Annotated in this window: 21 protein-coding genes, 1 pseudogene and 1 other annotated feature (1 of these 23 only partly in view); of the genes and pseudogenes, 6 read left to right on the top strand and 16 right to left on the bottom strand. The window is 44.9% G+C overall.

The genetic code is table 11. The annotated features are described in order from the left end of the window. Positions 1-144 precede the first annotated feature (144 nt). The 4 genes from cdd to metG form a co-directional block, all read right to left on the bottom strand. A complete protein-coding gene (cdd, locus tag ACSJJG_RS12325; RefSeq protein WP_481089537.1) occupies positions 145-1,029 on the bottom strand; it encodes a cytidine deaminase in 885 nt (294 codons plus the stop codon). Positions 1,030-1,222: 193 nt separating this feature from the next. After that, positions 1,223-1,918: a CidB/LrgB family autolysis modulator gene (locus ACSJJG_RS12320; RefSeq protein WP_481089536.1), complete on the bottom strand. Its 696-nt coding sequence runs from the start codon at positions 1,916-1,918 to the stop codon at positions 1,223-1,225. Next, positions 1,912-2,409, bottom strand: a complete 498-nt coding sequence (locus tag ACSJJG_RS12315; protein WP_481089535.1) for a CidA/LrgA family protein — start codon at positions 2,407-2,409, stop codon at positions 1,912-1,914. The genes ACSJJG_RS12320 and ACSJJG_RS12315 overlap by 7 nt, the downstream gene beginning before the upstream one ends. Positions 2,410-2,557: 148 nt before the next feature. Beyond that, entirely contained in the window at positions 2,558-4,585 is a 2,028-nt protein-coding gene (gene metG, locus ACSJJG_RS12310; RefSeq protein WP_481089534.1) for a methionine--tRNA ligase, read from the bottom strand. 183 nt (positions 4,586-4,768) lie between these two features. Here metG and apbC point away from each other — a divergent pair, with 183 nt between their 5' ends. From apbC to asmA, 4 genes are all read left to right on the top strand, one after another. After that, entirely contained in the window at positions 4,769-5,881 is a 1,113-nt protein-coding gene (apbC, locus tag ACSJJG_RS12305; RefSeq protein WP_481089533.1) for an iron-sulfur cluster carrier protein ApbC, read from the top strand. A gap of 358 nt (positions 5,882-6,239) precedes the next feature. Beyond that, a complete protein-coding gene (gene udk / locus ACSJJG_RS12300) occupies positions 6,240-6,881 on the top strand; it encodes a uridine kinase (RefSeq protein WP_481089532.1) in 642 nt (213 codons plus the stop codon). Between the two features lie 47 nt (positions 6,882-6,928). Beyond that, entirely contained in the window at positions 6,929-7,510 is a 582-nt protein-coding gene (gene dcd, locus ACSJJG_RS12295) for a dCTP deaminase (protein WP_047766961.1), read from the top strand. A 77-nt stretch (positions 7,511-7,587) separates the two neighbouring features. Further along, positions 7,588-9,441: an outer membrane assembly protein AsmA gene (gene asmA, locus ACSJJG_RS12290; protein WP_481089531.1), complete on the top strand. Its 1,854-nt coding sequence runs from the start codon at positions 7,588-7,590 to the stop codon at positions 9,439-9,441. Positions 9,442-9,498: 57 nt separating this feature from the next. On the opposite strand, the gene ACSJJG_RS12285 is transcribed toward asmA, so the two are convergent. The 3 genes from ACSJJG_RS12285 to ACSJJG_RS12275 all read right to left on the bottom strand — a co-directional run bounded on the left by ACSJJG_RS12285 (position 9,499) and on the right by ACSJJG_RS12275 (position 14,239). Beyond that, positions 9,499-11,082, bottom strand: a complete 1,584-nt coding sequence (locus ACSJJG_RS12285) for a hypothetical protein (RefSeq protein WP_481089530.1) — start codon at positions 11,080-11,082, stop codon at positions 9,499-9,501. A gap of 32 nt (positions 11,083-11,114) precedes the next feature. Further along, the gene (locus tag ACSJJG_RS12280; RefSeq protein WP_481089529.1) at positions 11,115-12,455 is read right to left on the bottom strand and encodes a phage tail protein; all 1,341 of its coding nucleotides are present in this window, start codon (positions 12,453-12,455) and stop codon (positions 11,115-11,117) included. Positions 12,456-12,658: 203 nt separating this feature from the next. Continuing rightward, a complete protein-coding gene (locus ACSJJG_RS12275; protein ID WP_481089528.1) occupies positions 12,659-14,239 on the bottom strand; it encodes a TerC family protein in 1,581 nt (526 codons plus the stop codon). Between the two features lie 289 nt (positions 14,240-14,528). On the opposite strand from ACSJJG_RS12275, the gene gndA reads away from it, so the two are divergent. Then, positions 14,529-15,935, top strand: a complete 1,407-nt coding sequence (gene gndA / locus ACSJJG_RS12270; protein ID WP_481089527.1) for an NADP-dependent phosphogluconate dehydrogenase — start codon at positions 14,529-14,531, stop codon at positions 15,933-15,935. 97 nt (positions 15,936-16,032) lie between these two features. Here gndA and ACSJJG_RS12265 read toward each other — a convergent pair whose 3' ends face one another. Continuing rightward, the gene (locus tag ACSJJG_RS12265) at positions 16,033-16,173 is read right to left on the bottom strand and encodes a hypothetical protein (RefSeq protein WP_481089526.1); all 141 of its coding nucleotides are present in this window, start codon (positions 16,171-16,173) and stop codon (positions 16,033-16,035) included. Positions 16,174-16,379: 206 nt separating this feature from the next. On the opposite strand from ACSJJG_RS12265, the gene yiaY reads away from it, so the two are divergent. Further along, positions 16,380-17,531: an L-threonine dehydrogenase gene (gene yiaY / locus ACSJJG_RS12260; protein ID WP_481089525.1), complete on the top strand. Its 1,152-nt coding sequence runs from the start codon at positions 16,380-16,382 to the stop codon at positions 17,529-17,531. 74 nt (positions 17,532-17,605) lie between these two features. Here the strand turns inward: yiaY and hisIE are convergent, their stop codons facing one another. From hisIE to hisG, 8 genes and pseudogenes are all read right to left on the bottom strand, one after another. Then, on the bottom strand, positions 17,606-18,241 hold the full coding sequence (gene hisIE / locus ACSJJG_RS12255) for a bifunctional phosphoribosyl-AMP cyclohydrolase/phosphoribosyl-ATP diphosphatase HisIE (protein WP_481089524.1): 636 nt from the start codon (positions 18,239-18,241) through the stop codon (positions 17,606-17,608). Beyond that, the gene (gene hisF / locus ACSJJG_RS12250; RefSeq protein ID WP_481089523.1) at positions 18,235-19,011 is read right to left on the bottom strand and encodes an imidazole glycerol phosphate synthase subunit HisF; all 777 of its coding nucleotides are present in this window, start codon (positions 19,009-19,011) and stop codon (positions 18,235-18,237) included. The genes hisIE and hisF overlap by 7 nt, the downstream gene beginning before the upstream one ends. Continuing rightward, complete coding sequence (gene hisA / locus ACSJJG_RS12245) at positions 18,993-19,730, bottom strand: 1-(5-phosphoribosyl)-5-[(5-phosphoribosylamino)methylideneamino]imidazole-4-carboxamide isomerase (RefSeq protein WP_481089522.1); 738 nt, start codon at positions 19,728-19,730, stop codon at positions 18,993-18,995. Before hisA ends, hisF begins: the two co-directional genes overlap by 19 nt. A gap of 4 nt (positions 19,731-19,734) precedes the next feature. Beyond that, positions 19,735-20,325 carry an imidazole glycerol phosphate synthase subunit HisH gene (hisH, locus tag ACSJJG_RS12240; RefSeq protein WP_481090435.1) on the bottom strand — a complete coding sequence of 197 codons (591 nt, stop codon included), beginning with the start codon at positions 20,323-20,325 and terminating at the stop codon, positions 19,735-19,737. Positions 20,326-20,348: 23 nt separating this feature from the next. Further along, positions 20,349-21,416, bottom strand: coding sequence for a bifunctional histidinol-phosphatase/imidazoleglycerol-phosphate dehydratase HisB (gene hisB, locus ACSJJG_RS12235; RefSeq protein ID WP_481089521.1), 1,068 nt, complete (start codon positions 21,414-21,416; stop codon positions 20,349-20,351). Continuing rightward, positions 21,413-22,531, bottom strand: a complete 1,119-nt coding sequence (gene hisC, locus ACSJJG_RS12230; protein ID WP_481090434.1) for a histidinol-phosphate transaminase — start codon at positions 22,529-22,531, stop codon at positions 21,413-21,415. The genes hisB and hisC overlap by 4 nt, the downstream gene beginning before the upstream one ends. Further along, positions 22,532-23,842: pseudogene (hisD, locus tag ACSJJG_RS12225) on the bottom strand (histidinol dehydrogenase); the annotation flags it as partial. It lies immediately after the preceding gene. Positions 23,843-23,844: 2 nt separating this feature from the next. Further along, a complete protein-coding gene (gene hisG / locus ACSJJG_RS12220) occupies positions 23,845-24,744 on the bottom strand; it encodes an ATP phosphoribosyltransferase (RefSeq protein ID WP_481089520.1) in 900 nt (299 codons plus the stop codon). 50 nt (positions 24,745-24,794) lie between these two features. Then, positions 24,795-24,878: a sequence feature (His leader region), on the bottom strand; it runs 37 nt beyond the window's last position.

Below are 24,878 nucleotides of genomic sequence, written 5' to 3'. Positions count from 1 at the left end.
TTATCAATAACAAAATCGGCTATAGATCCTAAGAAGATAAAAACAATAAGTACAGTAAATGTTACTTAGATATGATTATCATGAGCAAAAATGAGAGATAACATACAGAATTCGCTAATAAAATGTTATTGGATGATATACATTTCAAAATGTATACCGTTCTGCTTTTGTACAGCCGAGAGCCGTTAATGTGCATTCTGTCGCATTCCATTGTGATAAATGGCTATTTTTGCCTTCCACCAAGACAGCTCGCTTGATGGATTGACAATGGCCACCTGCCATATTCATGAGAATCAGTGCTGCCTGTAATGGTGGTAAGCTTGGGTTGAATGCAGCATTTTCTGCATAACGGCCGGTATAAATTTTCCCTTGTTCATCTTGTAGGGCAATGCCTGCATGGGATTGGCTATAAGGCGCATGGCTACGGTTCGCTGCATCCAATGCTGCTTGCACCAATTCGTCATTGGTAGCTAACTGATGGCCGTGATTAACCTCATCCAGCAACAATGGCGTGTCGGCTAAATCGCGCGGGCCAAAGGCTTCTGGCAGGTAATCGGCCAGAGTTAATGGTGGGTGGCTGGGGAGGCAAACTTCCAATTGTGTTCCACTATTCAGTTCATTCATAAATTGTCGGCAATGGCCACAAGGTGAATAGTTGACGGTGATGGCAATCAACTTCTTCTCACCACGTAACCAGGCGTGCGTGATGGCGGATTGTTCTGCATGGATAGTTTGCTGTAATGGAACCCCAGCGAATTCCATATTGGCACCGAAATAGAGATTACCACTTTCTCCCCACGCAATTGCGCCAACATAAAAATGGGAAACAGGAGCAAGAGAATAAGCCGCAGCAAGTGGCAATAAGGCCAACGCCAGCGCCTGATCATCCAATCCGCAGAGCTGTTTAATTGACTCCGCTTGTTCTGCGGTCAGCATGGCGGGAAAATCGTCATTGCCAATATAAGGTAATAGGGCTGTTTGCAGTTCAGGTGTGATTTCTGACCAAATAGCGTGAAAACGAACTTGCATAGAATGATCTCCAAATTAATTGAAGGTCATTCTAGGACGTCTGTTCAGGTTTGCAATGTGATAAGTAGCATATAATTAATGAAATTCGTGTAAACAAAATATCATTTTATTAACCTATATCAAATTCTTGCGATTTTGTTGGATTTGTTTACTTTCTTGCTACGATTTTGTAACCAGTAAGACCATAAAATGATTAGCCAAACAGATGCAGCAATACTGGAAATAGAAAAGGTGCAATCAGTGAGGTAATAATGCCGCAGGTCATTAAGGCCAGTGAGCTGTATGCCCCTTCAATATGATCCATTTCTGCACAGCGAGCCGTTCCCACCGCATGAGATGCTGTACCCATTGCCAACCCTCGTGCCGCCTGGGTTCTTATTTTCAGGGCGTTAAATAGATTGTGACCAAAGATAGCCCCCAAAATTCCTACCATAATGACACAAGCTGCACTAATGGCAGGAATACCGCCAATGGAATCGGCCACAGCCATAGCGATTGGGGTTGTCACGGATTTGGGGAGAACAGAGGCCGCAATTTGCGGCGTAGCCCCTGCCCATAATGCGATGGCAGTCCCTGTAACCATGGCGACAATGCTGCCGACAAAACAGATGCTAATAATGGATTTCCACTGGGCACGGATTTGATGTAGCTGTTCATACAGCGGAAAAGCCAGTGCAACAACGGCAGGTTGCAGCAAATCGTTCAGTATCTGGCTGCCAGCAAAATAGTGTTTGTAAGGAGTATGCGTCAGCAACAGCAGAGGGATGATAACGGCCATTGATATCAGTAACGGATTAAATATAGGCAGTTTGAGTCGCACTGACAGCTTTTTAGCGCAGTAAAATACAATCAGAGTTAACGGTAGTGACCACCAAATATGGCTTAACATTTTTCTTTCTCTTCCGGTTCTTGTGATGACTGTTGTGATGGATTTGTAGGTGTTGAGGTGGGTTCTTGCTGCTTAGTACTTGTCTGGCTAGTCTCCATTTGCCGAGCACTAATAATGACACGTTCACGATGAATATAGTGGGAACTATAAGCAACAACGATCATAACAATCACTGTGCTAACGATACAAGAAAGGAGAATAGGGAGCATTTGTTGGCTAAGTTGTGGGTAATAATCCATGATCCCCACCCCGATGGGCAAAAAGAGCAGTGTCATGTGTTTCATCAACAGGCTACAGCCTGGTTTTACCCAATGTGAGGGAATAATTTGGGAGGCGAGTAAGCCAAACAAGAGAAGTAAGCCAATAATACTGCCGGGGAGAGAGAAAGGAAGTTGTGCCGAAATGATATTCCCCGCGATCAGGCACAAATAAAGCAGCACGAAGGCGCGCAGGTATTGCCAACCTGTTATCAGCACATTTTGGAAAGACATAATCAATGATTCCTCAATATAACGAGGTTTTTATCATACGACTAACATTATAAATGTGCCATACATCACATTAAAAAGCGGGTCTTTTTTGGAACCCGCTTGGTTATCTAATTGATCATTAATGATATCTGTCAAAAATAGGCAACTGTCATTTAACCCGCATACCGGGTTGAGCGCCACTGTCTGGGCTTAACAGGAAAATATCTTTTCCACCAGGACCTGCTGCCATCACCATACCTTCTGAAATACCGAAGCGCATCTTGCGTGGAGCAAGGTTAGCAACCATCACCGTCAGACGGTTTTCCAGCGCCTTGGGATCAGGATAGGCTGAACGAATACCAGAGAAGACCTCGCGAGTTTCACCACCGAGATCAAGAGTTAATTTCAGTAACTTATCTGAACCTTCGACAAAATCAGCCTGTTTGATCAGGGCGATTCGCAGGTCAACCTTGGCAAAATCATCAAATACAATGGTGTCCTGAATGGGATCATCTGCCAGCGGGCCTGTTACGGTTTGTTGTGGCTTGATGCTCTCTTTCGAATCAGCAACTATTGCTTCAATTTTCGCCATTTCGATGCGGTTGAACAGCGCCTTGAATGGTGAAACATCATGGTTCAACAAAGGTTGCTGGATGCCATCCCAAGTCAATTCAGTATTCAGGAAGGTTTCTGCTCGTGTGGCCAAAGCCGGAAGTACAGGTTTCAGGTAAGTCATCAGCACGCGGAACAGGTTAATCCCCATTGAACAGATTGCTTGCAGATCAGCATCACGGCCTTCTTGTTTCGCCACAATCCACGGTGCTTGCTCATCAACATAGCGGTTAGCCAGATCGGCCAGTGCCATCATTTCACGGATTGCCTTGCCGAATTCACGGTGGGTAAAATCTTCTGCAATACCCTGTGCAGCATCGACAAACCTTTGGTATAGCGCAGGATCAGCGAGTTGCTCTGCCAGTTTGCCGCCAAATCGCTTGTTGATAAAGCCCGCATTGCGTGAAGCAAGGTTAACCACTTTGTTAACGATATCGCTATTTACACGCTGAACAAAATCTTCCAGATTCAGATCAATATCGTCAATGCGGGAAGAGAGTTTCGCCGCGTAGTAATAACGCAGGCAGTCTGCATCAAGGTGTTTCAGATAAGTACTCGCCTTGATGAAGGTGCCACGGGATTTGGACATCTTAGTGCCGTTAACCGTGATATAACCGTGGACAAACAGGTTGGTTGGCTTACGGTAGTTACAGCCTTCCAACATGGCCGGCCAGAATAGACTGTGAAAATAAACGATGTCTTTGCCAATAAAATGGTAGAGATCGGCTTTGGAATCTTTCGCCCAGAACTCATCGAAATTCAGGTCATTACGTTTATCACACAGATTTTGGAACGAACCCATATAGCCAATTGGGGCATCCAGCCAGACATAGAAATATTTACCTGGCTGATCGGGGATCTCAAAACCAAAATAAGGTGCATCACGGGTAATATCCCATTGTTGCAGCCCAGCTTCGAACCACTCCTGCATTTTATTAGCCACTTGTTCCTGTAAGGTGCCGGAACGCGTCCATTTTTGCAGCATATCGCTGAAAGCAGGCAGATCGAAGAAGAAATGCTCTGTGTTACGCATTTCTGGCGTTGCTCCAGAGACAACGGAACGAGGATTAAGTAATTCCGTTGGGGAATAGGTGGTTCCGCAGACTTCACAGTTATCGCCGTACTGATCTTCTGCCTTACATTTCGGGCAGGCACCTTTGACGAAACGGTCTGGCAGGAACATACTTTTTTCTGGATCATATAATTGAGAAATTGTCCGGTTTTTAATGTAACCGTTCTTTTTCAGTTCCAGATAAATTTTGGAGGCAAGAGCTTTGTTCTCTTCGCTGTGCGTAGAGTGGTAATTATCATAGCTGATGGCAAAACCGGCAAAATCCTGCTGATGCTCTAGGCTCACCTTGGCAATCATCTCTTCTGGAGAAATGCCACTTTGCTGGGCTTTCAGCATAATTGGTGTACCGTGGGCATCGTCGGCACAGACAAAGTGAACCTCTTTGCCGCGCATTCGATGATAACGAACCCAAATATCAGCCTGAATGTGTTCCAGAATATGACCGAGATGAATTGGACCGTTAGCATAAGGTAACGCACAGGTCACCAATAATTTGTTCGCGACTTGAGACATAGTTAGGATCTGACTTCCGTAAAGTGAAAAGGGTTTTTGATGTTACCTGATAAGGCGCGTTGCTGCTAGGGTAACGCGAGATCTTCGTCACTTTTACTGGTTGCCTTTATCCGAAGTGGTTAGCTTCTGTTATGATGGCTGAACAGTTTTAGGTTTGAGAAAGATAAATCAAAAGGAGCTGGGATGAACTCACAATCCCCGGAGCAGACCAATCCTGACCTGCTGAAAAAACATGTTGCAAAGATATTAGCAACATTCAAACATGTGACCTTAGAACAAGATTTGATTGCCCTGAAAGCATTACATCATTGCACTATGCTGGATGGGATACTGCATATTGAATTAACCATGCCGTTTGTCTGGAAACGCGCCTTCGAAATATTAAAGAAAGAAACCACCCAACTCTTGCAATCCGCGACGGGAGCAAAATCCGTTGAATGGCGATTAACCCACAATATCAGCACATTGCGTCGTGCCAATAATCAGCCTGGTGTTAATGGCGTGCGCAATATCGTGGCAGTCAGTTCAGGGAAAGGCGGCGTAGGGAAATCCAGCACAGCGGTGAATCTGGCGCTGGCGCTGGCGCAGGAAGGCGCAAAAGTGGGCATTTTGGATGCGGATATTTATGGGCCATCCATCCCCAATATGCTTGGTACAGCCAAAGAGCGCCCGACTTCCCCTGATGGACAGCATATGGCACCAATTATGGTTCACGGCATGGCAACCAACTCCATCGGCTACCTTGTTACCGATGATAACGCGATGGTATGGCGTGGCCCGATGGCAAGTAAAGCTTTGATGCAGATGCTGCAAGATACGCTGTGGCCGGATCTGGATTATCTGGTGATTGACATGCCGCCGGGAACCGGCGATATCCAGCTAACCTTGTCCCAGAATATTCCGGTGACAGGCGCGTTGGTTATCACAACACCACAAGATATTGCCCTGATCGATGCGATGAAAGGCATCGTCATGTTCCAGAAAGTCAATGTGCCAGTATTGGGTATTGTTGAGAACATGAGCACCCATATTTGCAGTAACTGCGGTCATAATGAGCCAATTTTCGGTACGGGTGGGGCGGCAAAACTGGCAGAAAAATATCATTGCCAATTACTGGGGCAGATCCCGCTGCATATTTCACTGCGTGAAGATCTCGATCGTGGTGAACCAACAGTAAGCAGCCAGCCTGACAGTGAATTTGCCGATATTTATCGTGAAATTGCTGCCAATATTTCTGCGAAGATGTATTGGCAGGGCGAAAAAATCCCGACTGAAATTTCTTTTCGTGCAGTTTGATTAATGAGTTTAACTGTGTGTAACAGCGGTTGAGCGGTTGAGTAGAAAAAGTTGGTCAATGGCTCAATTGGTACAGAGTCATTGATCAGTGCTCAATGTTTTCTCTATTTTCTACCACAATATGGCACCTCATCATCCGAGATCCGGTTGCACATTTTTGTGAAAATTATTTGCAGAATATTTTCCATCTGGAGCATAAAATTGCGGAATTTTTATGCGAAGCGTATCGAAAAAAACGAGACTTATCCTGTTTACTCTGGAATAGAAGCCATTAACTCCCTATAATCCGCCCAACATGGTGTTAGCGAATACCATATTTCTACTTTATTTTTTCTTTTTTAACCAGGTTATTTTTAGTATGGCTGATGAAGCACATAAGTGTACAATCGTAGGTATTTCAGGTGCCTCCGCCTCAGGCAAAAGCCTTATTGCCAGCACACTTTATCGAGAATTACGGGCTCAGGTTGGTGATCACAATATCGGCGTTATTCCAGAAGATTGCTATTATAAAGACCAAACTAACACTCCGATAGAAGAACGTTATAAAGTTAATTATGATCACCCAAATTCAATGGATCACGATTTACTATTCGAACATCTTCAGGCATTGAAAGCCGGAAAACCTATTGAATTGCCACAATATGACTACGTTGAGCACACACGCAAACCTGAATCCATTCATTTTGAACCGAAAAGAGTTATTATCCTCGAAGGTATTCTACTATTAACAGATAAGCGTCTACGCCAAGAACTGGATTTCTCTATTTTTGTCGATACGCCACTGGATATTTGTTTGATGCGCCGGATTAAACGTGATGTGAATGAGCGTGGACGTTCATTGGATTCCGTGATGGAGCAATACAAAAAAACCGTGCGCCCAATGTTCCTGCAATTTATCGAGCCATCGAAACAATATGCCGATATTATTGTGCCTCGTGGTGGAAAAAACCGCGTGGCCATTGATATCTTAAAAGCCAAGATTGGCCAATTTTGCGAATAATCTGTTATTCAGGTATTCATCAGTATCATCGTATTTGAGAGGAAATAATGCGACTCTGTGACCGTGACATTATTAAATGGCTAGATGAAGGTAAGCTGGTAATTACCCCTCGTCCCCCTGTAGAACGTATTAATGGGGCAACTGCTGATGTGCGCCTTGGGAATCAGTTTCGTGTTTTTCGTGGTCATACTGCCGCTTATATTGATTTGAGTGGGCCTAAGGCAGAAGTCAATGCGGCACTTGACCGTGTCATGAGCGATGAAATTACGTTGCCGGCTGGAGAAGCATTTTTCCTCCATCCTGGCGAATTGGCTTTGGCAGTAACGCTGGAATCTGTCACACTGCCTGATAATTTAGTCGGTTGGTTGGATGGTCGCTCATCTTTGGCTCGCCTTGGTTTGATGGTTCATGTTACTGCGCATCGTATTGATCCAGGCTGGCAGGGGCAAATTGTCCTGGAATTCTACAATTCAGGCAAACTGCCTTTAGCCTTGCGTCCTGGTATGGTAATAGGTGCATTGAGTTTTGAACCGCTTTCTGGCTCTGCTGAACGACCTTATAACCGACGTCAGGATGCTAAATATAAAAATCAGCAGGGAGCCGTAGGTAGCCGAATCAGTGAGGATTAATTTTTTCTGGTAAAAGCCTTCTGGTAAAAGCCTTCTGGTGAAAATAGTCTTCTTGTGAACATGAGACTGGGGAAGTCATGAAAAGGTTGTTGACGACACTCATTATTTTGTTGGTAGTCATTGTGGCCGGCCTGACGGTATTGGTTATGCTGGTTAATCCAAATGATTTTCGTGGCTATATAGTCAAACAAGTACAAAAGAAGAGTGGCTACCAGCTCGTGTTGCGGGATGACTTGCGCTGGCATGTTTGGCCCAAATTAAGCATTCTGACCGGTGAGATCTCTTTGACTGCTGAGAATGCCAAGATACCGACCATTGTGGCCGAAAATATGCGTCTGGATGTGGAGTTGCTGCCACTACTGTCTCATCAACTCTCAGTCAAAGAGGTGATGTTGAAAGGGGCTGTTTTGCGATTCACACCGGATAGTCAGCCGAAAAAGCAGCCAAAAGCCCCGATTGCGCCGGAAAGTGATATTCATTATCCAGCCATCACGGGCAGCCAGGCTTGGAAACTGGATATTGCCAGAATCAGGTTAGTGGATGGCTTACTGATCTGGCAAGCCAATGAAAATTCCCAATTAAATGTCCGTGATCTCAATTTATTGCTGGAACGAAGTGATCAAAATCACGTTAGACTTGGTCTGCGCAGTAAAATCAATAAAAATCAGCAAGAGCTGTCACTTAAACTCAATTCGTCGGTAGATATCTCTGATTATCCACAGCAGCTATCGGCCGACATTAATTCCTTTGAATACCAATTACAGGGAATTGGGTTACCATCTGCGGGTATCCAGGGAACGGGCAGTGCCATAGTGAAATATCAGACTGCACCTGAATCAATTGCATTGCAAAAAATGGCATTGACGATGAATGATGGGAATGAGCTGAAAGGGAATATTACAGCCGTTTTGCAAGATAAACCGCAATACGCTATTAAATTGAGTTCGCCAAAATTCAATTTGGATAACTTGTTGGGGTGGGATGCTTTACCGAAAAATACGCCGCAGGCAAAACATGATTATCGGGTTGAAAATAACTCCTTAAAACCGGTGATTGCAACATCGGTTTCGGCATTGTCTAACTATGACCTTACCTTTTTGCAAGGGTTTGATGCTGATATCTCATTGACGGCAGATAAATTCGTTTATCAGGGTATGGATATTGACCATGTTGACTTGCAAGCTATCAATAACAGTGGCCTGACGGAAATCACAAAATTAAGTGGCAACGTGTTTGGTGGACATTTTGCGCTGCCGACTTCAATTGATGCTACGGTTGTTCCTGCAAAATTACACACAAAGCCACTCTTACAGGGGATTGAGATACAACCTTTGTTAACTGCATTGGCATTGCCATCGATATTCCGCGGCCAGCTTAATGTTGACGGTGATCTTTTGGGAGAAGGTTACGATGAGTACGCTATTTCTCATTATTGGCAAGGTGATTTGAGTATCGATCTAAAAAATGCACGTCTGGAAGGATTGAATATCCCTCAACTTATTCAACAATCTTTTGCACGGGCAACAGATCAAGTCAGCCAACCTACAAATACAAATGATTTCACTGAAGCTAAAAATATGTCAGTGAAAGCCCAATTGGAGCGTGGTGAGGTTAAAATCAGTGAACTTGCAGCAACTTCAGGCATGTTCAATATTCAAGGGCAGGGGAAAGCCAATTTATTGAAGCAGAACACCGATGTTTCATTATGGGTGCAATTAACCAATGGATGGGGTAAGCAGAACGAATTGGTGCGTCGTTTGGCGCAGTTACAAATCCCACTGCGGGTTTATGGTGACTGGAACAACCTGCAATATGCGTTGAATGTAGAACCCATGTTGCGTAATGAATTACAGCAGAAGGCCAAAAAATCAAAGATTGGCTCGAAAATAACAGCGACAATGAAAACCTTAAGGCGCTGGAAGATCTGCTGAATAAAAAATAGGTGATCGCTTCGGCGATCACCTGATTTACTGAACTTACTGTTTTTATTAATACCCTACAACCTGATAATAGAAGTTCGGAACCCAACCTGATTGAGGTGTCGTGACGGATATTGTTAAGGTATCCTTCGACAAACCATCCTCGTTTGCATTGCCGCGTTGTGTTTTGACATCTGCCAGATAACCGGGGCGTTGATTATCAAAATTATCTCCGACAACACTAGCCTGGCATGAGATGATGCCATTTGGCAAAGTTGTGGGCAGTTTGATTTTGTAGAAATGGGTATAGTAAGTCACTCCGCCGATCTCGGCTGCATGAGAATCCCCAATGGGTTCACTACCTACCGCAACCCCATTTATCATGAGTATTTCACCCAGCTTGATGATGGTGTGTTCGTCCGTGATTCGACGTGACTCAATATCTAATCCAATCAGATTACCCAAGCCTAAATTTCGTACAAAGGCCTGTTTATCAGGAATATCTGCCCCGTTTTTGCTCTTCGCCAGTCGGCTGTCAGCATCAGCTTTGGCTGCTATCGCATTGGTATTGGCATCACTCGCTAATACCTCAATTTTGCTGATGTGAGTATCAACCTCTACTTTGCTATAAGCACCTACATCAGAAGCGGTAAGTTTAATATCGGATAATAGGGCCTTGCCATTGACGGTGCGTGTGAGTGGTACTCGGCTATCTGCATTGTTACTGGCTTTATTTGCCAGACCCTTAATATCTTCAAGGCGACTTTCTACCTCTACTTTCGTATAGGCATTCACATCAGAGGCCGTCAGATCAATATCGGATAACAGAGCTTTACCATTCACAGTGCGAGTCAAGGGGACTTTGTGCTCCGCAGTGTTATGGGCATTATTGGCTATCTCCTTAACTTCATCGATAAGGATGTTGATCTCCGCCTTGTTATAGGTATCGACATTGGCTGCGGTGAGTTCAATATCTGTTGACAGTTCTTTGCCGTTGATCTTACGGGTTAATGGCACTTTGCTGTCAGCCAGTTGAACAGCAGAATTCGCTGTCTGGTTGGCGGCATCAGCCAGTTTTTCAACTTTGCCGATATTATCATCGAGTTCCGCTTTATTGTAAGTACCAACATCAGCGGAATTCAGCTCAATATCAGTTAACAGTTCTTTGCCGTTTACCTTACGAGTTGATGGCACTTTATTATTGGCATCTTTACTAGCCGTCTCGGCCCTGTTATAGGCAGATTCTGCCAGCTTATTGACCTTGCCGACACGGTCATCGATTTCCACTTTGTTATAAGTACCGACATCAGACGCAATCAGCTCAATATCCGTCAGCAGTTCTTTGCCATTGACTTTGCGATTTGACGGGACGCTGTTACCAACGCCTTGAAGGGCGTCATTTGCGCGCTGATTGGCAGTTTCTGCCAGTTCCTTAACAACCTTGATCCGATCATCGATTTCCACTTTATTGTAAGTGCCAACATCAGCCGCATTTAATTCAATATCGGTTGTCAACTCTTTGTTATTGATTTTGCGGGATTCTGGAACTTTTTTGCTAAGCTCTTGAATAGCAGTATTGGCGTTGTTAGTGGCATGTGCCATTGACTTTGCGATTTGACGGGACGCTGTTACCAACGCCTTGAAGGGCGTCATTTGCGCGCTGATTGGCAGTTTCTGCCAGTCTGTCAACCTTGCCGTATCTTTCTGCCAGTACCTTGAATACGATCATCGATTTCCACTTTATTGTAAGTGCCAACATCAGCCGCATTTAATTCAATATCGGTTGTCAACTCTTTGTTATTGATTTTGCGGGATTCTGGAACTTTTTTGCTAAGCTCTTGAATAGCAGTATTGGCGTTGTTAGTGGCAGTGTCAGTTGCTTGCTGAACTGGGTTGATTCGATCATCAATTTCTTTCTTATCGTAAGTGCCAACATCATTTGCTGTTAATTGGATGTCTGTTATCAACTCCTTGTTGTTGACCTTGCGACTCGTTGGGACTTTCTTGTCCAACTGTTTAAGAGCGTCGTAGGCATTATCATTAGCAGTGTTAGCCGATTTATCAACGTTTGTGATAAGTCCATCGACCTCCTGTCTGGTGTAGGCATTCACATCATGTGCGGTAATTTCGATATCGGTTAACAGCTCTTTTCCGTTGATCTTACGGGATAATGGAACCTTAGTGTTTACCTGATCAAGGGCTTTTTGGGCCGATTGATTGGCTCCATCGACAAGAGAGTCTGTTTGAATTTTGTCATAGGTGCCGACATCTGCTGCTGTCAGTTCAATATCTTTGGATAGTTCTTTACCATTAATTTTGCGCGTTGATGGTACATATTTATTTGTCGAGAGTACTAAATTAACTGATTCATTGGCTTGATTGGCTAACTCATATGCTGTTTTTACTGCCTTGGGCGTTGCAGCATGAACTTCGCTGTCACTGCCTACTTCATTACTTAACGCAACAAACCCTCTTTTTCCTAAGGTTGCGCTTGGGTGATTACGGCTTTCGGCGTGTTCTTTAATTTTTTCTCTCACATATTTACGAGATGCAAAACCGGAAAGCAGTTCTTTTATCCATCCTGTCAGGCCACTGTTGCTAACCGTCAGAGCCATACGGATAGCTTGTTCCTGAGATTCTGGTTTGTAGAGTTCGGCACAATTTCCTACCGCAATCAATGTGCCGTCTTTATCGAATAGACCCATTTCACGAACCCACCAATTACCTTCACCTTCAGGAAGTATTTGTTCGGCGATAATTTGATCGGGTGTTTGGGGGTTGACAATTAAGGCATCAAGTTCTGCGCGATGCTTTTCATTAATCAATCTGAATTGGTTGGCATTGGGAGTGGGGAAATTACCACCACCATCACCTACAGCCATATGGGTAATTTCAAGTTTGATACCTGATGAGGCCGCTTTTTCCAGTTTTTCTGTGCCAGCCTGTGTCAATAATGCAAAATATTTTGTACTCATATAAACCCTCAATTTATCAACAATCAATAGATGTATTGCTAACTCAGCCACAAGAGATATTTTGTAGGACTCTTGGACCCTATGAAGGCGGTATGACATCTCCGCTAATTACCATTTAACGGGCTTATTGTACTTAGGGGAGGCATAAACAAATACTTTAAAAATTAAATCAAACTGATAAAACTTATAGGAATAAAAAAACCGGTTTTATACCGGTTTTTTCTCAGTAGGTGATATCGTTTTAATATTGTGGGTTATATTTCTGCCGTTTCTTCAACGGTCAGTGGAGTAATTTTCACTTTATTGATGCGATGACTGGTGATTTCCAGCGCTTCAAACAGATAGTCACTAATCTTCAATTGCTCACCTTGTTGTGGAATGTGTTGCAAATGCTCCATCAACAAGCCTGCCAGTGTCTGGTATTCCCGTTTTTCATCCAATGGCAGCGGTACATAAAGCACCAAATCTTCCAGTGGCATAAATCCATTGGCAATCCAATATCCCTCTTCCATAACCTGAATATCATGGCGAGCATCGATCTCTCCGCTACCTACAGGGAGATTACCTGTAATCGTTTCCATCACATCGGTGACTGTAACCACCCCTTCGACAGAGCCGAATTCATCGACGACAAAGGCAAAATGGGTTTGTGCCTTACGGAATTGTTCTAACGCCTGTAGTAAAGAAAGCGATTCCGGGAAAATTAACGGTTGCTGAACTAACTTCCTTAAATCGAAAGTATTATGAATCAGTTGTTGATTAAGGATATCAATCACATGTACAACGCCAAGCGGTTCGTCACCACTCTGTTCATCGGTGACCACAATTCGCGTGTGTGGTTTTTGCTCCAGTAGCGCGGTTAACTTTTCAGCAGGGGAATGGACATCAAGATAAATCACATCATGGCGTGAAGTCATGATGCTACTGACGGTACGTTGTGCCATGCTGAGAACGCGGGCAATCATCTGGCGTTCCTGAGGCTCAAAGAGTTCTTTGTTATCTGCATGATCTGCAATCAGGTCAGAAGTATGGTTATCCAACGCCGCGTTTTCACGTTTGCCATTTAAAATGTGAAGAACAGCTTCTGCGGTTCTTTCGCGCAAGGAGCGGGAAGCGCTCAGGAACTTGCGGCGATTGAACTGAGCGAACAGGTTCAGTGCTTCAATCATGATGGAGAAGCCGATGGCAGCATAGAGATAGCCTTTCGGAATATGGTAGCCAAAGCCTTCTGCAACCAGGCTAAAGCCGATCATTAGCAAAAAACTAAGACACAGGATAACGATGGTGGGATGCGCATTGACAAATTTTGTCAGCGGTTTGCTGGCCCATATCATCAGGATCATGGCAATGGTGACAGCCGCAATCATGATACCAATGTGATTAACCATTCCGACGGCGGTGATAACAGAATCCAGAGAGAATACTGCATCTAAGACGATAATTTGCACAACAACCGCCCAGAAGCTGGCTCCTTTGCGTTGTTGATTAGTATGCAAAGTTTTTCCTTCTAACCGTTCATTCAATTCCATTGTCGCTTTGAACAGCAAGAAGATCCCTCCTGTCAGCATAATTAAATCACGGGCACTGAAACGGTGTTCCCATAAAGTAACCAGTGGATTAGTCAGGGAAATGAGCCAGGATAGGCTGAATAGCAGCAATATCCTCATGAGAAGGGCACAGGAAAGCCCTGTCAGGCGAGCTTTATCTCTCTCTTTTTCAGGTAGTTTATCTGCCAGAATGGCAATGAATATTAAGTTGTCTATTCCGAGAACAATTTCTAAAACGATAAGTGTGGCCAGACCTGCCCATATCGTCGGATCAGCGATCCATTCCATATAATTCGTTTTGCCTTTTAGTGGGACGGCATTTGCCGACTATTAAATAATGCGTACTGAGATGCGAAATATCAATAGCTGATTTATCTCAGTTGGAAATTTTTTCGGCAAAAAAACGTCATGACGATATCGATTGCATCAATAACTACCGCCGATGTCCATTCCTGAGTTAACATGTGACCTCATTAACAAATTGCCCACTCTGTTTTGTTGCATACGGTATGTATTACAAGGGTATGACGTATGACATCTTGGGTGGGCGACAGTCATTATTAGACGGGAGTTATTCATGTCCAAACAGCAGATCGGTGTTGTCGGTATGGCGGTAATGGGGCGCAACCTGGCGTTGAATATTGAAAGCCGTGGTTACTCTGTATCTATTTTTAACCGCTCCAGCGATAAAACAGATGAAGTTATTGCTGAAAATCCAGGGAAAAAATTAGTTCCAAGTTATTCCATTGAAGAGTTTGTCGATTCGCTGGAAAAGCCACGTCGTATTCTGTTGATGGTTAAGGCGGGTGAAGCTACGGATAAAACCATTGCTTCACTGATGCCACATTTGGATAAGGGTGACATTCTGATCGATGGTGGCAACACCTATTTTCAGGATACTATTCGCCGTAACCGTGAATTGTCTGCTCAGGGCATTAATTTTATCGGTACGGGTGTTTCTGGTGGTGAAGAAGGTGCATTGAAAGGCCCTTCAATTATGCCGGGCGGTCAGAAAGAAGCTTATGAGTTGGTGGCGCCCATTCTGAAAGAGATCGCTGCTCAGGTTGATGGTGAGCCTTGTGTGACTTATATCGGGGCTGATGGTGCAGGCCATTATGTGAAGATGGTTCACAATGGTATTGAATATGGTGATATGCAATTGATTGCAGAAGCTTATTCTCTGTTGAAAAATTCATTGGACCTGAACAATCAGGCGCTGGCTGAAGTGTTCAGTGACTGGAACCAAGGTGAACTAAGCAGCTATTTGATCGAAATTACTGCTGATATTTTCCGTAAGCAAGATGAAAACGGAAAATATCTGGTTGATGTGATTCTGGATGAGGCGGCCAACAAAGGCACGGGTAAATGGACCAGCCAAAGCTCGTTGGATCTGGGTATTCCGGTAACACTTATTACCGAATCTGTCTTTGCTCGCTACATCTCTTCCCTGAAAGATCAGCGCGTAGCCGCATCTAAGGTACTGTCAGGCCCGGAAGTTCAGCCAGTTAACGGAGATAAGGCGGAGTTTATTGAGAAAGTCCGTCGCGCCCTGTACCTGGGTAAGATTGTTTCTTATGCGCAAGGTTTCCAGCAGTTGAAAGCGGCGTCAGATGAGTACCACTGGGATCTGAATTACGGCGAGATTGCCAAGATCTTCCGTGCGGGCTGTATTATTCGCGCGCAATTCCTGCAAAAAATCACCGATGCATACAATGAAAACCCAGCTATCGCTAACCTGCTTTTAGCACCTTACTTCAAACAAATCGCAGATGAATATCAGCAAGCTCTGCGTGAGGTTGTTTCTTACGGTGTGCAGAATGGTATCCCAACACCAACATTCTCCGCTGCCATCTCTTATTACGACAGCTATCGTTCTGCTGTATTGCCGGCTAACCTGATTCAGGCACAGCGCGATTACTTTGGCGCGCACACTTACAAGCGTACTGATAAAGAAGGTGTTTTCCATACTGAATGGTTGGACTAATCATTAAATATCTTTATACGATATAAATATTGCCAAAGTTAAGGTGCTGGGTTTTCAGCACCTTTTTGGTGAAATGACGTGAAGTAAAAGTAAAGTATCAATCTGGAGGTTGCCACTTAAGCAATCGTTGGGCAAATCTCTCCAACCAATGTGCTATCTCTGCATCATGGAGATAAAGAAATGCAGCGATAACGAGGATAGCAAGGCTGATTATTACCAGAACAAAAATATTATTCATATAATAGTCACCTATTTTCGTCTGGTTGAATTATAGCAAAATATTCTCCTGTATAAACTTAAGGTAAACTGATACCTGTTTTTTCCCTCCTGCATAGGCAAATATTGATTTTGATCAAAATTACTGAGGTAGATCAGTGTCACATTGTAAATCAATTCTCTCACCTTGATATTTGGAATACTTCCGTAAAATCTAAGGAGTTTCAAATGGCAGCATCAACTTTCTTTATCCCGCCAGTGAATAAAATCGGTATGGGATGTATGGCTGAAGCCGTTGAATTAATAAAAAATTATGGCTACGGACAAGCTTTGATTGTCACTGACCGCGTGCTAAACGAGATTGGTGTTGTTGGAAAAGTTCAAACGTTATTGGCGGATGTTGGGATAAAAAGTGCAATTTATGATGGAACAAATCCAAACCCAACCACGATTAATGTTGGGGAAGGTTTGCAAGTTCTGCGCCAGCATAACTGTGATTGTGTGATCTCTTTAGGTGGCGGTTCACCGCATGACTGTGCAAAAGGTATTGCGTTGGTGGCAGCTAATGGCGGAGACATTCGTGATTATGAAGGCGTCGATCGTTCAGCTAAACCACAGTTACCTTTGATTGCCATCAATACGACTGCGGGTACGGCTTCTGAAATGACACGCTTCTGTATTATTACGGATGTTGAACGTCATATCAAAATGGCAATTGTGGATAAAAATGTAACACCTATTTTATCCGTCAACGATTCTGCATTGATGGCAGGGATGCCAAAAGGATTGACTGCCGCAACAGGGATGGATGCATTGACTCATGCTATTGAGGCTTATGTCTCTACGGCGGCAAACCCTATTACTGATGCTTGCGCGTTGAAAGCGGTGACCATGATCAGCCATTATTTGCGTCGTGCTGTTGAAGATGGCAATGACATGGAAGCGCGTGAGAATATGGCTTATGCCCAGTTTTTGGCAGGTATGGCATTCAATAATGCGTCCTTGGGCTATGTCCATGCTATGGCACACCAGTTAGGAGGATTTTATGATTTGCCCCATGGTGTCTGCAATGCGGTCTTACTGCCACATGTGCAGCGCTTCAATGCCAAAGTTTCTGCTACACGCCTGAAAGAGATTGCAGCGGCTATGGGCGTTGAAATTGATGCTTTAAATGATGCACAAGGGGCTAAGGCTTGTATTCAGGCAATCAGTGAATTGGCAAAAGATGTGAATATTCCGTCAGGTTTGTCAGCGTTGAACGTAAAAGAAGAAGATTTACCAATACTGGCAGCCAATGCATTGAAAGATGCCTGCGGATTTACTAACCCAATTCAAGCGTCACATGAAGAAATCATTACTATCTTTAAGGCAGCAATGTAGCTCCAGTGAGTAAGCCACTTCGTTTATGTGTTTGTTGACGAAGTGGCGGTCAATCTCAATTCTTGCATCGGAAATTACTTTTTGGCTGAATGTCGTTTCCGCAATTGACGGATGATACTACTGAGATCGAGTTTTTGATCCTGGAGTAGAACCAGCAGATGATAGAGCAAATCTGCGGCTTCGTTGGTTAATTCTTCCCGATCATTGACTGTAGCGGCTAATGCGGTTTCGACGCCTTCTTCGCCAACTTTTTGGGCGATGCGCTTTGTGCCACTGGCATATAAGCGAGCGGTATAGGAGCTGTCCGCTGAGGCATTTTTTCGACTTGCCAGTAATTGCTCCAATTCATAGAGAAAGCCCCATTCGGTTTGTGCGGGAGCAAAACAGCTCTCATTACCTTTATGGCAGGTAGGACCAGTAGGATCGACCAGGGCTAGCAGAGTATCGTTATCACAGTCGGGATAGATACCGACCAGATTCAGGAAGTGGCCGGAGCTTTCGCCTTTTGTCCACAATCGTTGTTTAGTGCGGGAAAAAAAGGTCACTTTGCCAGAATTGAGCGTGACATTCAGCGCTTCCTGATCCATATAGCCCATCATTAACACGGTTCCAGAGATGGCATGTTGGACGATGACGGGCATCAGATTATCTACTTTTTTCCAATCCAGTTTCTCAATTTCTTGAGTTGTTAATTGCTGCGTTGTCAACATGTCCTAACCTCGATGCCCTGTGTAGCAAGATATTGTTTGAGTTCACTGATGTTAATGATCTGTTTGTGAAAAACGGAGGCAGCCAAAGCCCCATCAACATTTGCAAGCCGGAAAGCATCAAGGAAATGTTCTGGTGCTCCGGCCCCTCCAGAAGCAATTAATGGTACAGAACAGACACCACGCACTAATTTCAGTTGCGTGAGATCATAGCCATTACGGACACCATCCTGATTCATCATATTCAGGACGATTTCACCCGCGCCGCGTTGTTGCACTTCTTTGATCCAATCCAATGTCTGCCAACGGGTTGCAGTTGTACGTCTCTCATCTCCGGTAAATTGGTAAACCTGATAGTTATTAGTATCCTCATCAAACCACGTATCAATGCCCACGACGACACATTGGACACCGTAGCGATCAGCCAGACGGTTAATCAGGTCTGGATCAGCCAAAGCTGGGGAGTTAATGGAAATTTTATCTGCACCGAATGCTAAAATTTGCCCTGCTTCTTCCACGGTTTTAATACCACCCGCTACGCAGAAAGGAATATCGATAACTTCAGCGACTTTCGCCACCCAGCTTTTATCTACCACGCGGCCATCGGAAGAGGCGGTAATATCGTAAAATACCAACTCATCCGCCCCTTCCTGGGCATAGCGTTGCGCGAGCGGAACAATATCGCCAATAATCTCATGGTTGCGGAATTGTACGCCTTTAACGACTTGTCCATCACGGACATCCAGACATGGAATTATGCGTTTTGCCAACATTGGATAGCCTCCGTTAGAGTAAATTTTCCTTCCAGTAGTGCGCGTCCGACAATGACTCCTGTCACACCAGATGCAGGCAGGGGAGAGATATCGGTGAGACTGCCAATGCCGCCAGAAGCCTGAAATTGGATTTGCGGATATTGCTGGCTGATTTCCTGATAGAGCGCAATATTGGAACCGCTTAATGTGCCGTCGCGGGAAATATCGGTGCATAAAACATGTTTGAGTCCGACAGGGAGATACTGCTCAATAACATACTCAAGGGTAGCGTTGCTGTTTTCTTGCCAACCGCTAATGGCGACTTGTTTCCCCCCATCTGCATTGATGCGGATGTCCAGTGCCAGCACAATAGCCTCTGCTCCGTAACGTTGAAACCATTGCTTGACTAATTCAGGCTGTGTAATTGCCGTGGAACCAATGACAACTCGGCTTGCACCTGCTTCAAGCAATGCTTTTATATCTGCTTCGGAGCGGATGCCCCCACCAACTTGAACGGGAACAGTAACACCTGTCAGTAGCTCTTTTAAAAGTGCAATTTGGCGTTTGGCAGGATCTTTGGCACCAGTCAAGTCCACTAAATGCAGTAAGTTAGCGCCTTCCTGTGCATATTGTTGTAAGCGAGAGAGCGGAGAACTGCCATAATCCCGGCGTTGGTTATAATTTCCCTGATGCAAACGCACCACATTGCCATCGATTAAATCTAATGCAGGTATAATCATGCGGTTACATCTCCAAAAAGTTTTTTAATAATTGTGCGCCTGCTGCGCCTGAACGTTCAGGATGGAATTGCACACCAAAGAAATTGTTTTTTGCAATAGCGCTACTAAATGTATTGCCATATTCAGTTTGGGCAATCGTATATTCATCGACAGGCAGGGCATAACTGTGAACAAAATAGAAACGGGAATTATTTGCAATAGAGTGAAACAGCGGATTGCCTGTCTGCGCTTTCACCTGATTCCAGCCCATATGTGGTAATGGCAAATCTGTGGTCATCATTTTTTTGACAGGCGCGTCAATGAGCTGCAATAGAGGGATGTTATCTCCTTCTTCACTGATACGAGCCAGCAATTGCATGCCGAGACAGATACCTAATACGGGTTGGATAAGAGAATTAATCAAGGGAATTAATTGTCGCTGTTCAAGTTGTTTCATTGCGGCAGTCGCTGTACCCACTCCCGGTAGAAATAGTTTATCGGCGGTTTGAATAATATCTGCGTCTAAACTCACCGTCGGCTCATAACCTAACCGACGGATGGCATAGGTAACAGAAGCGAGGTTAGCGCAGCCTGTATCCAGAATAACAACGTTCATCATGGCTTCCTTTATCACCTTTCCTATAAAACACCTTTGGAACTCGGTAAAATATCGCCCTCTACGCGAATAGCTTGACGTAAAGTTCGGCCAAACACTTTAAACAGGCTTTCTGCCCGATGGTGATCGTTCTTGCCTTTGGTTTTCAGGTGTAAGGTGCATCCCATTGTGTAAGAGAGAGAACGGAAAAAATGTTCGATCATTTCTGTACTCAAATCTCCAACCCGCTGATGTTTAAATTCAGCTTTATATTCAAGATGTGGGCGACCGGAAATATCCAGAGCACAGCGAGCAAGGCATTCATCCATTGGCAGCATAAAGCCAAATCTGGCAATGCCGCGTTTATCCCCCAATGCTTGCTTTAAAGCGTCTCCCAGTGCGAGGCCGGTATCTTCAACCGTATGATGATCGTCAGTATAGAGATCGCCATTAACCTGAATATGCATGCGGAAGCCGCCGTGAGTTGCAATCTGATCCAGCATATGGTCGAAAAAACCAACGCCTGTATTGATGCGGCTTTCTCCTTCACGATCCAGCCAAATTTCAATATCGATAGCGGTCTCTTTGGTTTTTCGTTCGACATGTGCATGGCGATCTTGACGGGTCAGTTGCTCACAAATGGTTGACCATCCCAATGATGTAGGCTGGTAGCGAATGCCCTTGATCCCCATATTTTGGGCTAATTGCAGATCGGTTTCCCGATCACCGATGACATAACTGTTGTCATTATCAATGACATTGTCTGCCAGATATTTTTGTACCAACCCAAGTTTGGGTTTACGGCAGTAGCAGTTATCTTCTGGTTTGTGTGGGCAAATCAGCACCTCTTTAAAATGGATACCTTGTGAAGTGAAAACCTGCATCATCAAGGCATGGGGTGGCTCAAAATCCGCTTGTGGAAAGCTAGCCGTACCTAAGCCGTCCTGATTAGTGATCATCACTAACTTATAATCAGCTTTTTGCAGGGCGAGTAAGGCAGGGATCACACCTGCTTCAAAAGCCAATTTATCAAGGCGATCAACTTGATAATCACTGAGTGGTTCGGTGATCAGTGTTCCATCACGGTCAATAAAAAGCATTTTCTGACTCATGGATTTTCAGTTTCCTTGATTTGTTGAGGTTGGTCGGAAAGCGCACTGATGGCACGAACCAACTGTTCACATTCATTCCGGTTGCCGACGGTAATGCGCAGACAATTCGTTAATCCTGGTTGTTTACGCTGGTCACGCAAGATGATCCCTTGTTCCCATAGCGTTTTGAATACAAGTTCTGCATGGGTAAATTTCACCAAAATATAGTTGGTTTCGCTTGGAAACACGTTTTCAACCAATGCCAATTTACTGAGAGCTTGCTGGAGATAAGCCCGATTGTTGCTGATCTCTGCCACACGATTTCTCATTGTTGCAATACCTGCTTCGGTTAGTGCTTGTGCCGCGATATCAGCAACAGGCGTCGCCAGTGGGTAAGGGGCAATCACTTTTAGCATAAATGCGATGATATCGGCAGAGGCCAACGTAAATCCACAACGTAATCCAGCCAAAGCAAAAGCTTTCGAGAGGGTTCGCAAAATAACTAAATGAGGATAGTCTTGTAGCCACCGGGTGGTAGCATGGGTCGTTGTGTGTTGTGGGCAAAATTCGATGTAGGCTTCATCAATAGCAACAATGGCACGGTTACGGGCTAATTCAAGGATCTGGCGTAATGCCGCAGGATCAATCAGGTTGCCTGTCGGATTGTTGGGGCTACAGATATAGATCAGCTTGACGCGATCCAGATTATTTTTGATAGCGGCAATATCAGGTTGCCAGTCGGCGCTGGCAGGAATTTTTTTCTGTTCTACGCCGAAGGTTTCGGCGCTAACGCTGTACATACCATAAGTTGGGGGGCAAAACAGGACAGCATCTCGTCCTGGCTCGCAAAAAACGCGGATCAGCAGTTCGATAGATTCATCGGCTCCGCGGCTGACAAGGACTTGCTCCGGTTGCAGGCCAGCGTAATCGGCATAGCGTTGAATAACCGTGGCGGGTTGGCATTCAGGATAGCGGTTGAGCGTATTTTCGGTGAGTTGGAAATCGGGTGCGATGGGGTATTCATTCGCATTTAACCAAATATCACCACGACCCCCCAGACGGCGGGCAGACATATAAGGGACTAATTTGCGAACATTTTCTCTTGCCAATGAATTGATATCAAAAATCGTATTCATGATTGTTCCATTCAAAGCAGCCATACGTAATGTAACGGCATTTTTGTGCGCGATAAGCTGTTCTGCCTGTGCCAGTGTTTCGATAGTGGGGGCGAGTTTTTTTAATCCTTGCGGCGTGAGTCGCTGGACGGTCATTCTTTTCAGAAAATCAGCCAGGCCAAGGCTGGAATAAGTTGAAGTATAGCCGTAGGTAGGCAGAACGTGATTGGTGCCGGAAGCGTAATCTCCGGCGGATTCAGGTGACCAGTCACCAAGAAAAATAGAACCGGCGTTGGTAATCTGCTCAAGTAGTTGTTCAGGCTGACGAGTTTGCATGATCAAGTGTTCTGGACCATATTGGTTGCTGATTGCCACGCACTGGTCGAGATCTTTCGTAATAATTATCCGGCTGGCTTGCAAGGCCTGGATTGCGATCTGCTGACGTGGCAAAGTTATGAGTTGGGTTTCAATTTCATGGATAACTTTTTTAGCTAAACTTTCATCGGGGGTTAGCAGTATCACTTGCGAATCGGGGCCGTGTTCTGCTTGTGAAAGCAGGTCTGCTGCCGTAAATACGGGATTGGCTCCGCTGTCAGCGATAACCAATACTTCGGACGGGCCTGCGGGCATGTCGATCGCTGCGCCGTCAATCTGTTGGCTGACCTGACGTTTGGCTTCGGTAACCCATGTATTTCCGGGACCAAAAATTTTGTCGACTTTGGCAACGGATTCTGTGCCGAATGCCATTGCGGCAATCGCCTGGGCACCACCGATTTGAAATATTTCGCTGATCCCACATAGTTGTGCAGCATAGAGTATTTCATCGGCAATCGGGGGAGGAGAACACAAGATAACTTTACGGCAACCGGCAATGTTGGCGGGTGTACCTAACATCAATACCGTTGAGGGCAGGGGAGCAGAGCCGCCGGGAATATAGAGTCCAACTGAATCTATTGGTCGCGTAACTTGTTGGCAGCGAACTCCTGGCAGTGTTTCGACATCAACTTCTGCCAGTTTTTGTGCTTCGTGGAATTGACGGATATTGTTCATAGCCTGTTGCATAGCCTGCTTGATTTCTGGCGTCAGGCGAGTGACCGCTGCATTCACTTCATTGGCAGAAATCGAGATGGTTTCCACAGTGGTTTTGTCGAAACGTTGGCAGAACTCTTTTAATGCTTGATCGCCGCGGGTTTTTACGGTTGCCAGAATCTGTTTTACTGTACCGGCAATATCGTCGGACACAGCAATAGCTGGACGGGTCAGCAATATTTTTTGTTGTTCTGGCGTACATGATTGCCAGCGAATGATGGTGTTAAAATTAGCGTTCATCAAGGTTACTCCATCATTTTTTCAATTGGCAAAACCAGAATAGAGCTGGCACCTAATGCCTTGAGTTTCTCCATCGTTTCCCAGAACAGGGTTTCACTACTGACCATATGCATGGCTACGCGATTTTGTGCGCCTGCCAGCGGCAAGATAGTGGGACGTTCTGCGCCTGGTAGCAGGGAGATAATCTCTTCCAATTTGTCGTTGGGAGCATGCAGCATGATGTATTTGGATCCTCGTGCCTGAATGACGCCTTGGATGCGGAGCATCAATTTGTCAATAAGCTGCTGTTTGGCTTCTGCAATCTCTCCATCACGTTGAATTAAACAGGCTTTTGACCGATAAATAACCTCAACTTCCCGCAACCCATTGGCTTCTAACGTGGCGCCTGTGGAAACTAAATCACAGATAGCGTCTGCAAGCCCGGCACGGGGCGCAACTTCGACTGACCCATTGAGAAGACAAGATTTGAAGAGAATGCCTTTTTGGTCTAAATAACGTTTCAATAAGTGCGGGTAAGAGGTTGCGATACGGGCATCTTGCAGGCATTCCACGTTGGTATAATCGCAATCAAAAGGCATTGCCAGGGAAAGCCGACAATTGCCAAAATCGAGGCGGCGCAATATGAGATAGCGAGGATCTTCCCCTTGTGCCTGGCGAGTCAGTAGCTCTTCTTCAAGCACGTTTTCCCCAATAATGCCCAGATCGACAACCCCATCCATCACAAGGCCCGGAATATCATCATCACGGACACGCAGAATGTCGATAGGCATATTTTCAGCGAATGCGATTAGGCGTTGTTGCTGTAAATTAATTTTGATACCGCAACTTGCCAGTAATGTTCTGGAGTCATCACTCAGGCGGCCTGATTTTTGAATGGCTATACGTAAGCGTGTTTTATCTAGCATGTTTTGTCCTATCTCAAGATTCAGTCAGTAATTAATTCCTAACAATCAGAAACAAAAAACCCCCGGAAAATCTTCCGAGGGTTTTATCGTATTCGTACCACCGGAAGACGGGTCAAATGTCTTCCAGCACACAG

Source organism: Xenorhabdus sp. SGI 60 (assembly GCF_056632175.1).
Note: the sequence above shows the minus strand (reverse complement) of the source record. Positions and strands in the feature narration are given on the sequence as shown.

Coding starts and splice junctions, on each gene's coding strand:
- cdd (WP_481089537.1), bottom strand. CDS start 1,029: ATGCAAGTTCGTTTTCACGCTATTTGGTCAGAAATCACACCTGAACTG.
- ACSJJG_RS12320 (WP_481089536.1), bottom strand. CDS start 1,918: ATGTTAAGCCATATTTGGTGGTCACTACCGTTAACTCTGATTGTATTT.
- ACSJJG_RS12315 (WP_481089535.1), bottom strand. CDS start 2,409: ATGTCTTTCCAAAATGTGCTGATAACAGGTTGGCAATACCTGCGCGCC.
- metG (WP_481089534.1), bottom strand. CDS start 4,585: ATGTCTCAAGTCGCGAACAAATTATTGGTGACCTGTGCGTTACCTTAT.
- apbC (WP_481089533.1), top strand. CDS start 4,769: ATGAACTCACAATCCCCGGAGCAGACCAATCCTGACCTGCTGAAAAAA.
- udk (WP_481089532.1), top strand. CDS start 6,240: ATGGCTGATGAAGCACATAAGTGTACAATCGTAGGTATTTCAGGTGCC.
- dcd (WP_047766961.1), top strand. CDS start 6,929: ATGCGACTCTGTGACCGTGACATTATTAAATGGCTAGATGAAGGTAAG.
- asmA (WP_481089531.1), top strand. CDS start 7,588: ATGAAAAGGTTGTTGACGACACTCATTATTTTGTTGGTAGTCATTGTG.
- ACSJJG_RS12285 (WP_481089530.1), bottom strand. CDS start 11,082: ATGACGCCCTTCAAGGCGTTGGTAACAGCGTCCCGTCAAATCGCAAAG.
- ACSJJG_RS12275 (WP_481089528.1), bottom strand. CDS start 14,239: ATGGAATGGATCGCTGATCCGACGATATGGGCAGGTCTGGCCACACTT.
- gndA (WP_481089527.1), top strand. CDS start 14,529: ATGTCCAAACAGCAGATCGGTGTTGTCGGTATGGCGGTAATGGGGCGC.
- ACSJJG_RS12265 (WP_481089526.1), bottom strand. CDS start 16,173: ATGAATAATATTTTTGTTCTGGTAATAATCAGCCTTGCTATCCTCGTT.
- yiaY (WP_481089525.1), top strand. CDS start 16,380: ATGGCAGCATCAACTTTCTTTATCCCGCCAGTGAATAAAATCGGTATG.
- hisIE (WP_481089524.1), bottom strand. CDS start 18,241: ATGTTGACAACGCAGCAATTAACAACTCAAGAAATTGAGAAACTGGAT.
- hisF (WP_481089523.1), bottom strand. CDS start 19,011: ATGTTGGCAAAACGCATAATTCCATGTCTGGATGTCCGTGATGGACAA.
- hisA (WP_481089522.1), bottom strand. CDS start 19,730: ATGATTATACCTGCATTAGATTTAATCGATGGCAATGTGGTGCGTTTG.
- hisH (WP_481090435.1), bottom strand. CDS start 20,325: ATGAACGTTGTTATTCTGGATACAGGCTGCGCTAACCTCGCTTCTGTT.
- hisB (WP_481089521.1), bottom strand. CDS start 21,416: ATGAGTCAGAAAATGCTTTTTATTGACCGTGATGGAACACTGATCACC.
- hisC (WP_481090434.1), bottom strand. CDS start 22,531: ATGAATACGATTTTTGATATCAATTCATTGGCAAGAGAAAATGTTCGC.
- hisG (WP_481089520.1), bottom strand. CDS start 24,744: ATGCTAGATAAAACACGCTTACGTATAGCCATTCAAAAATCAGGCCGC.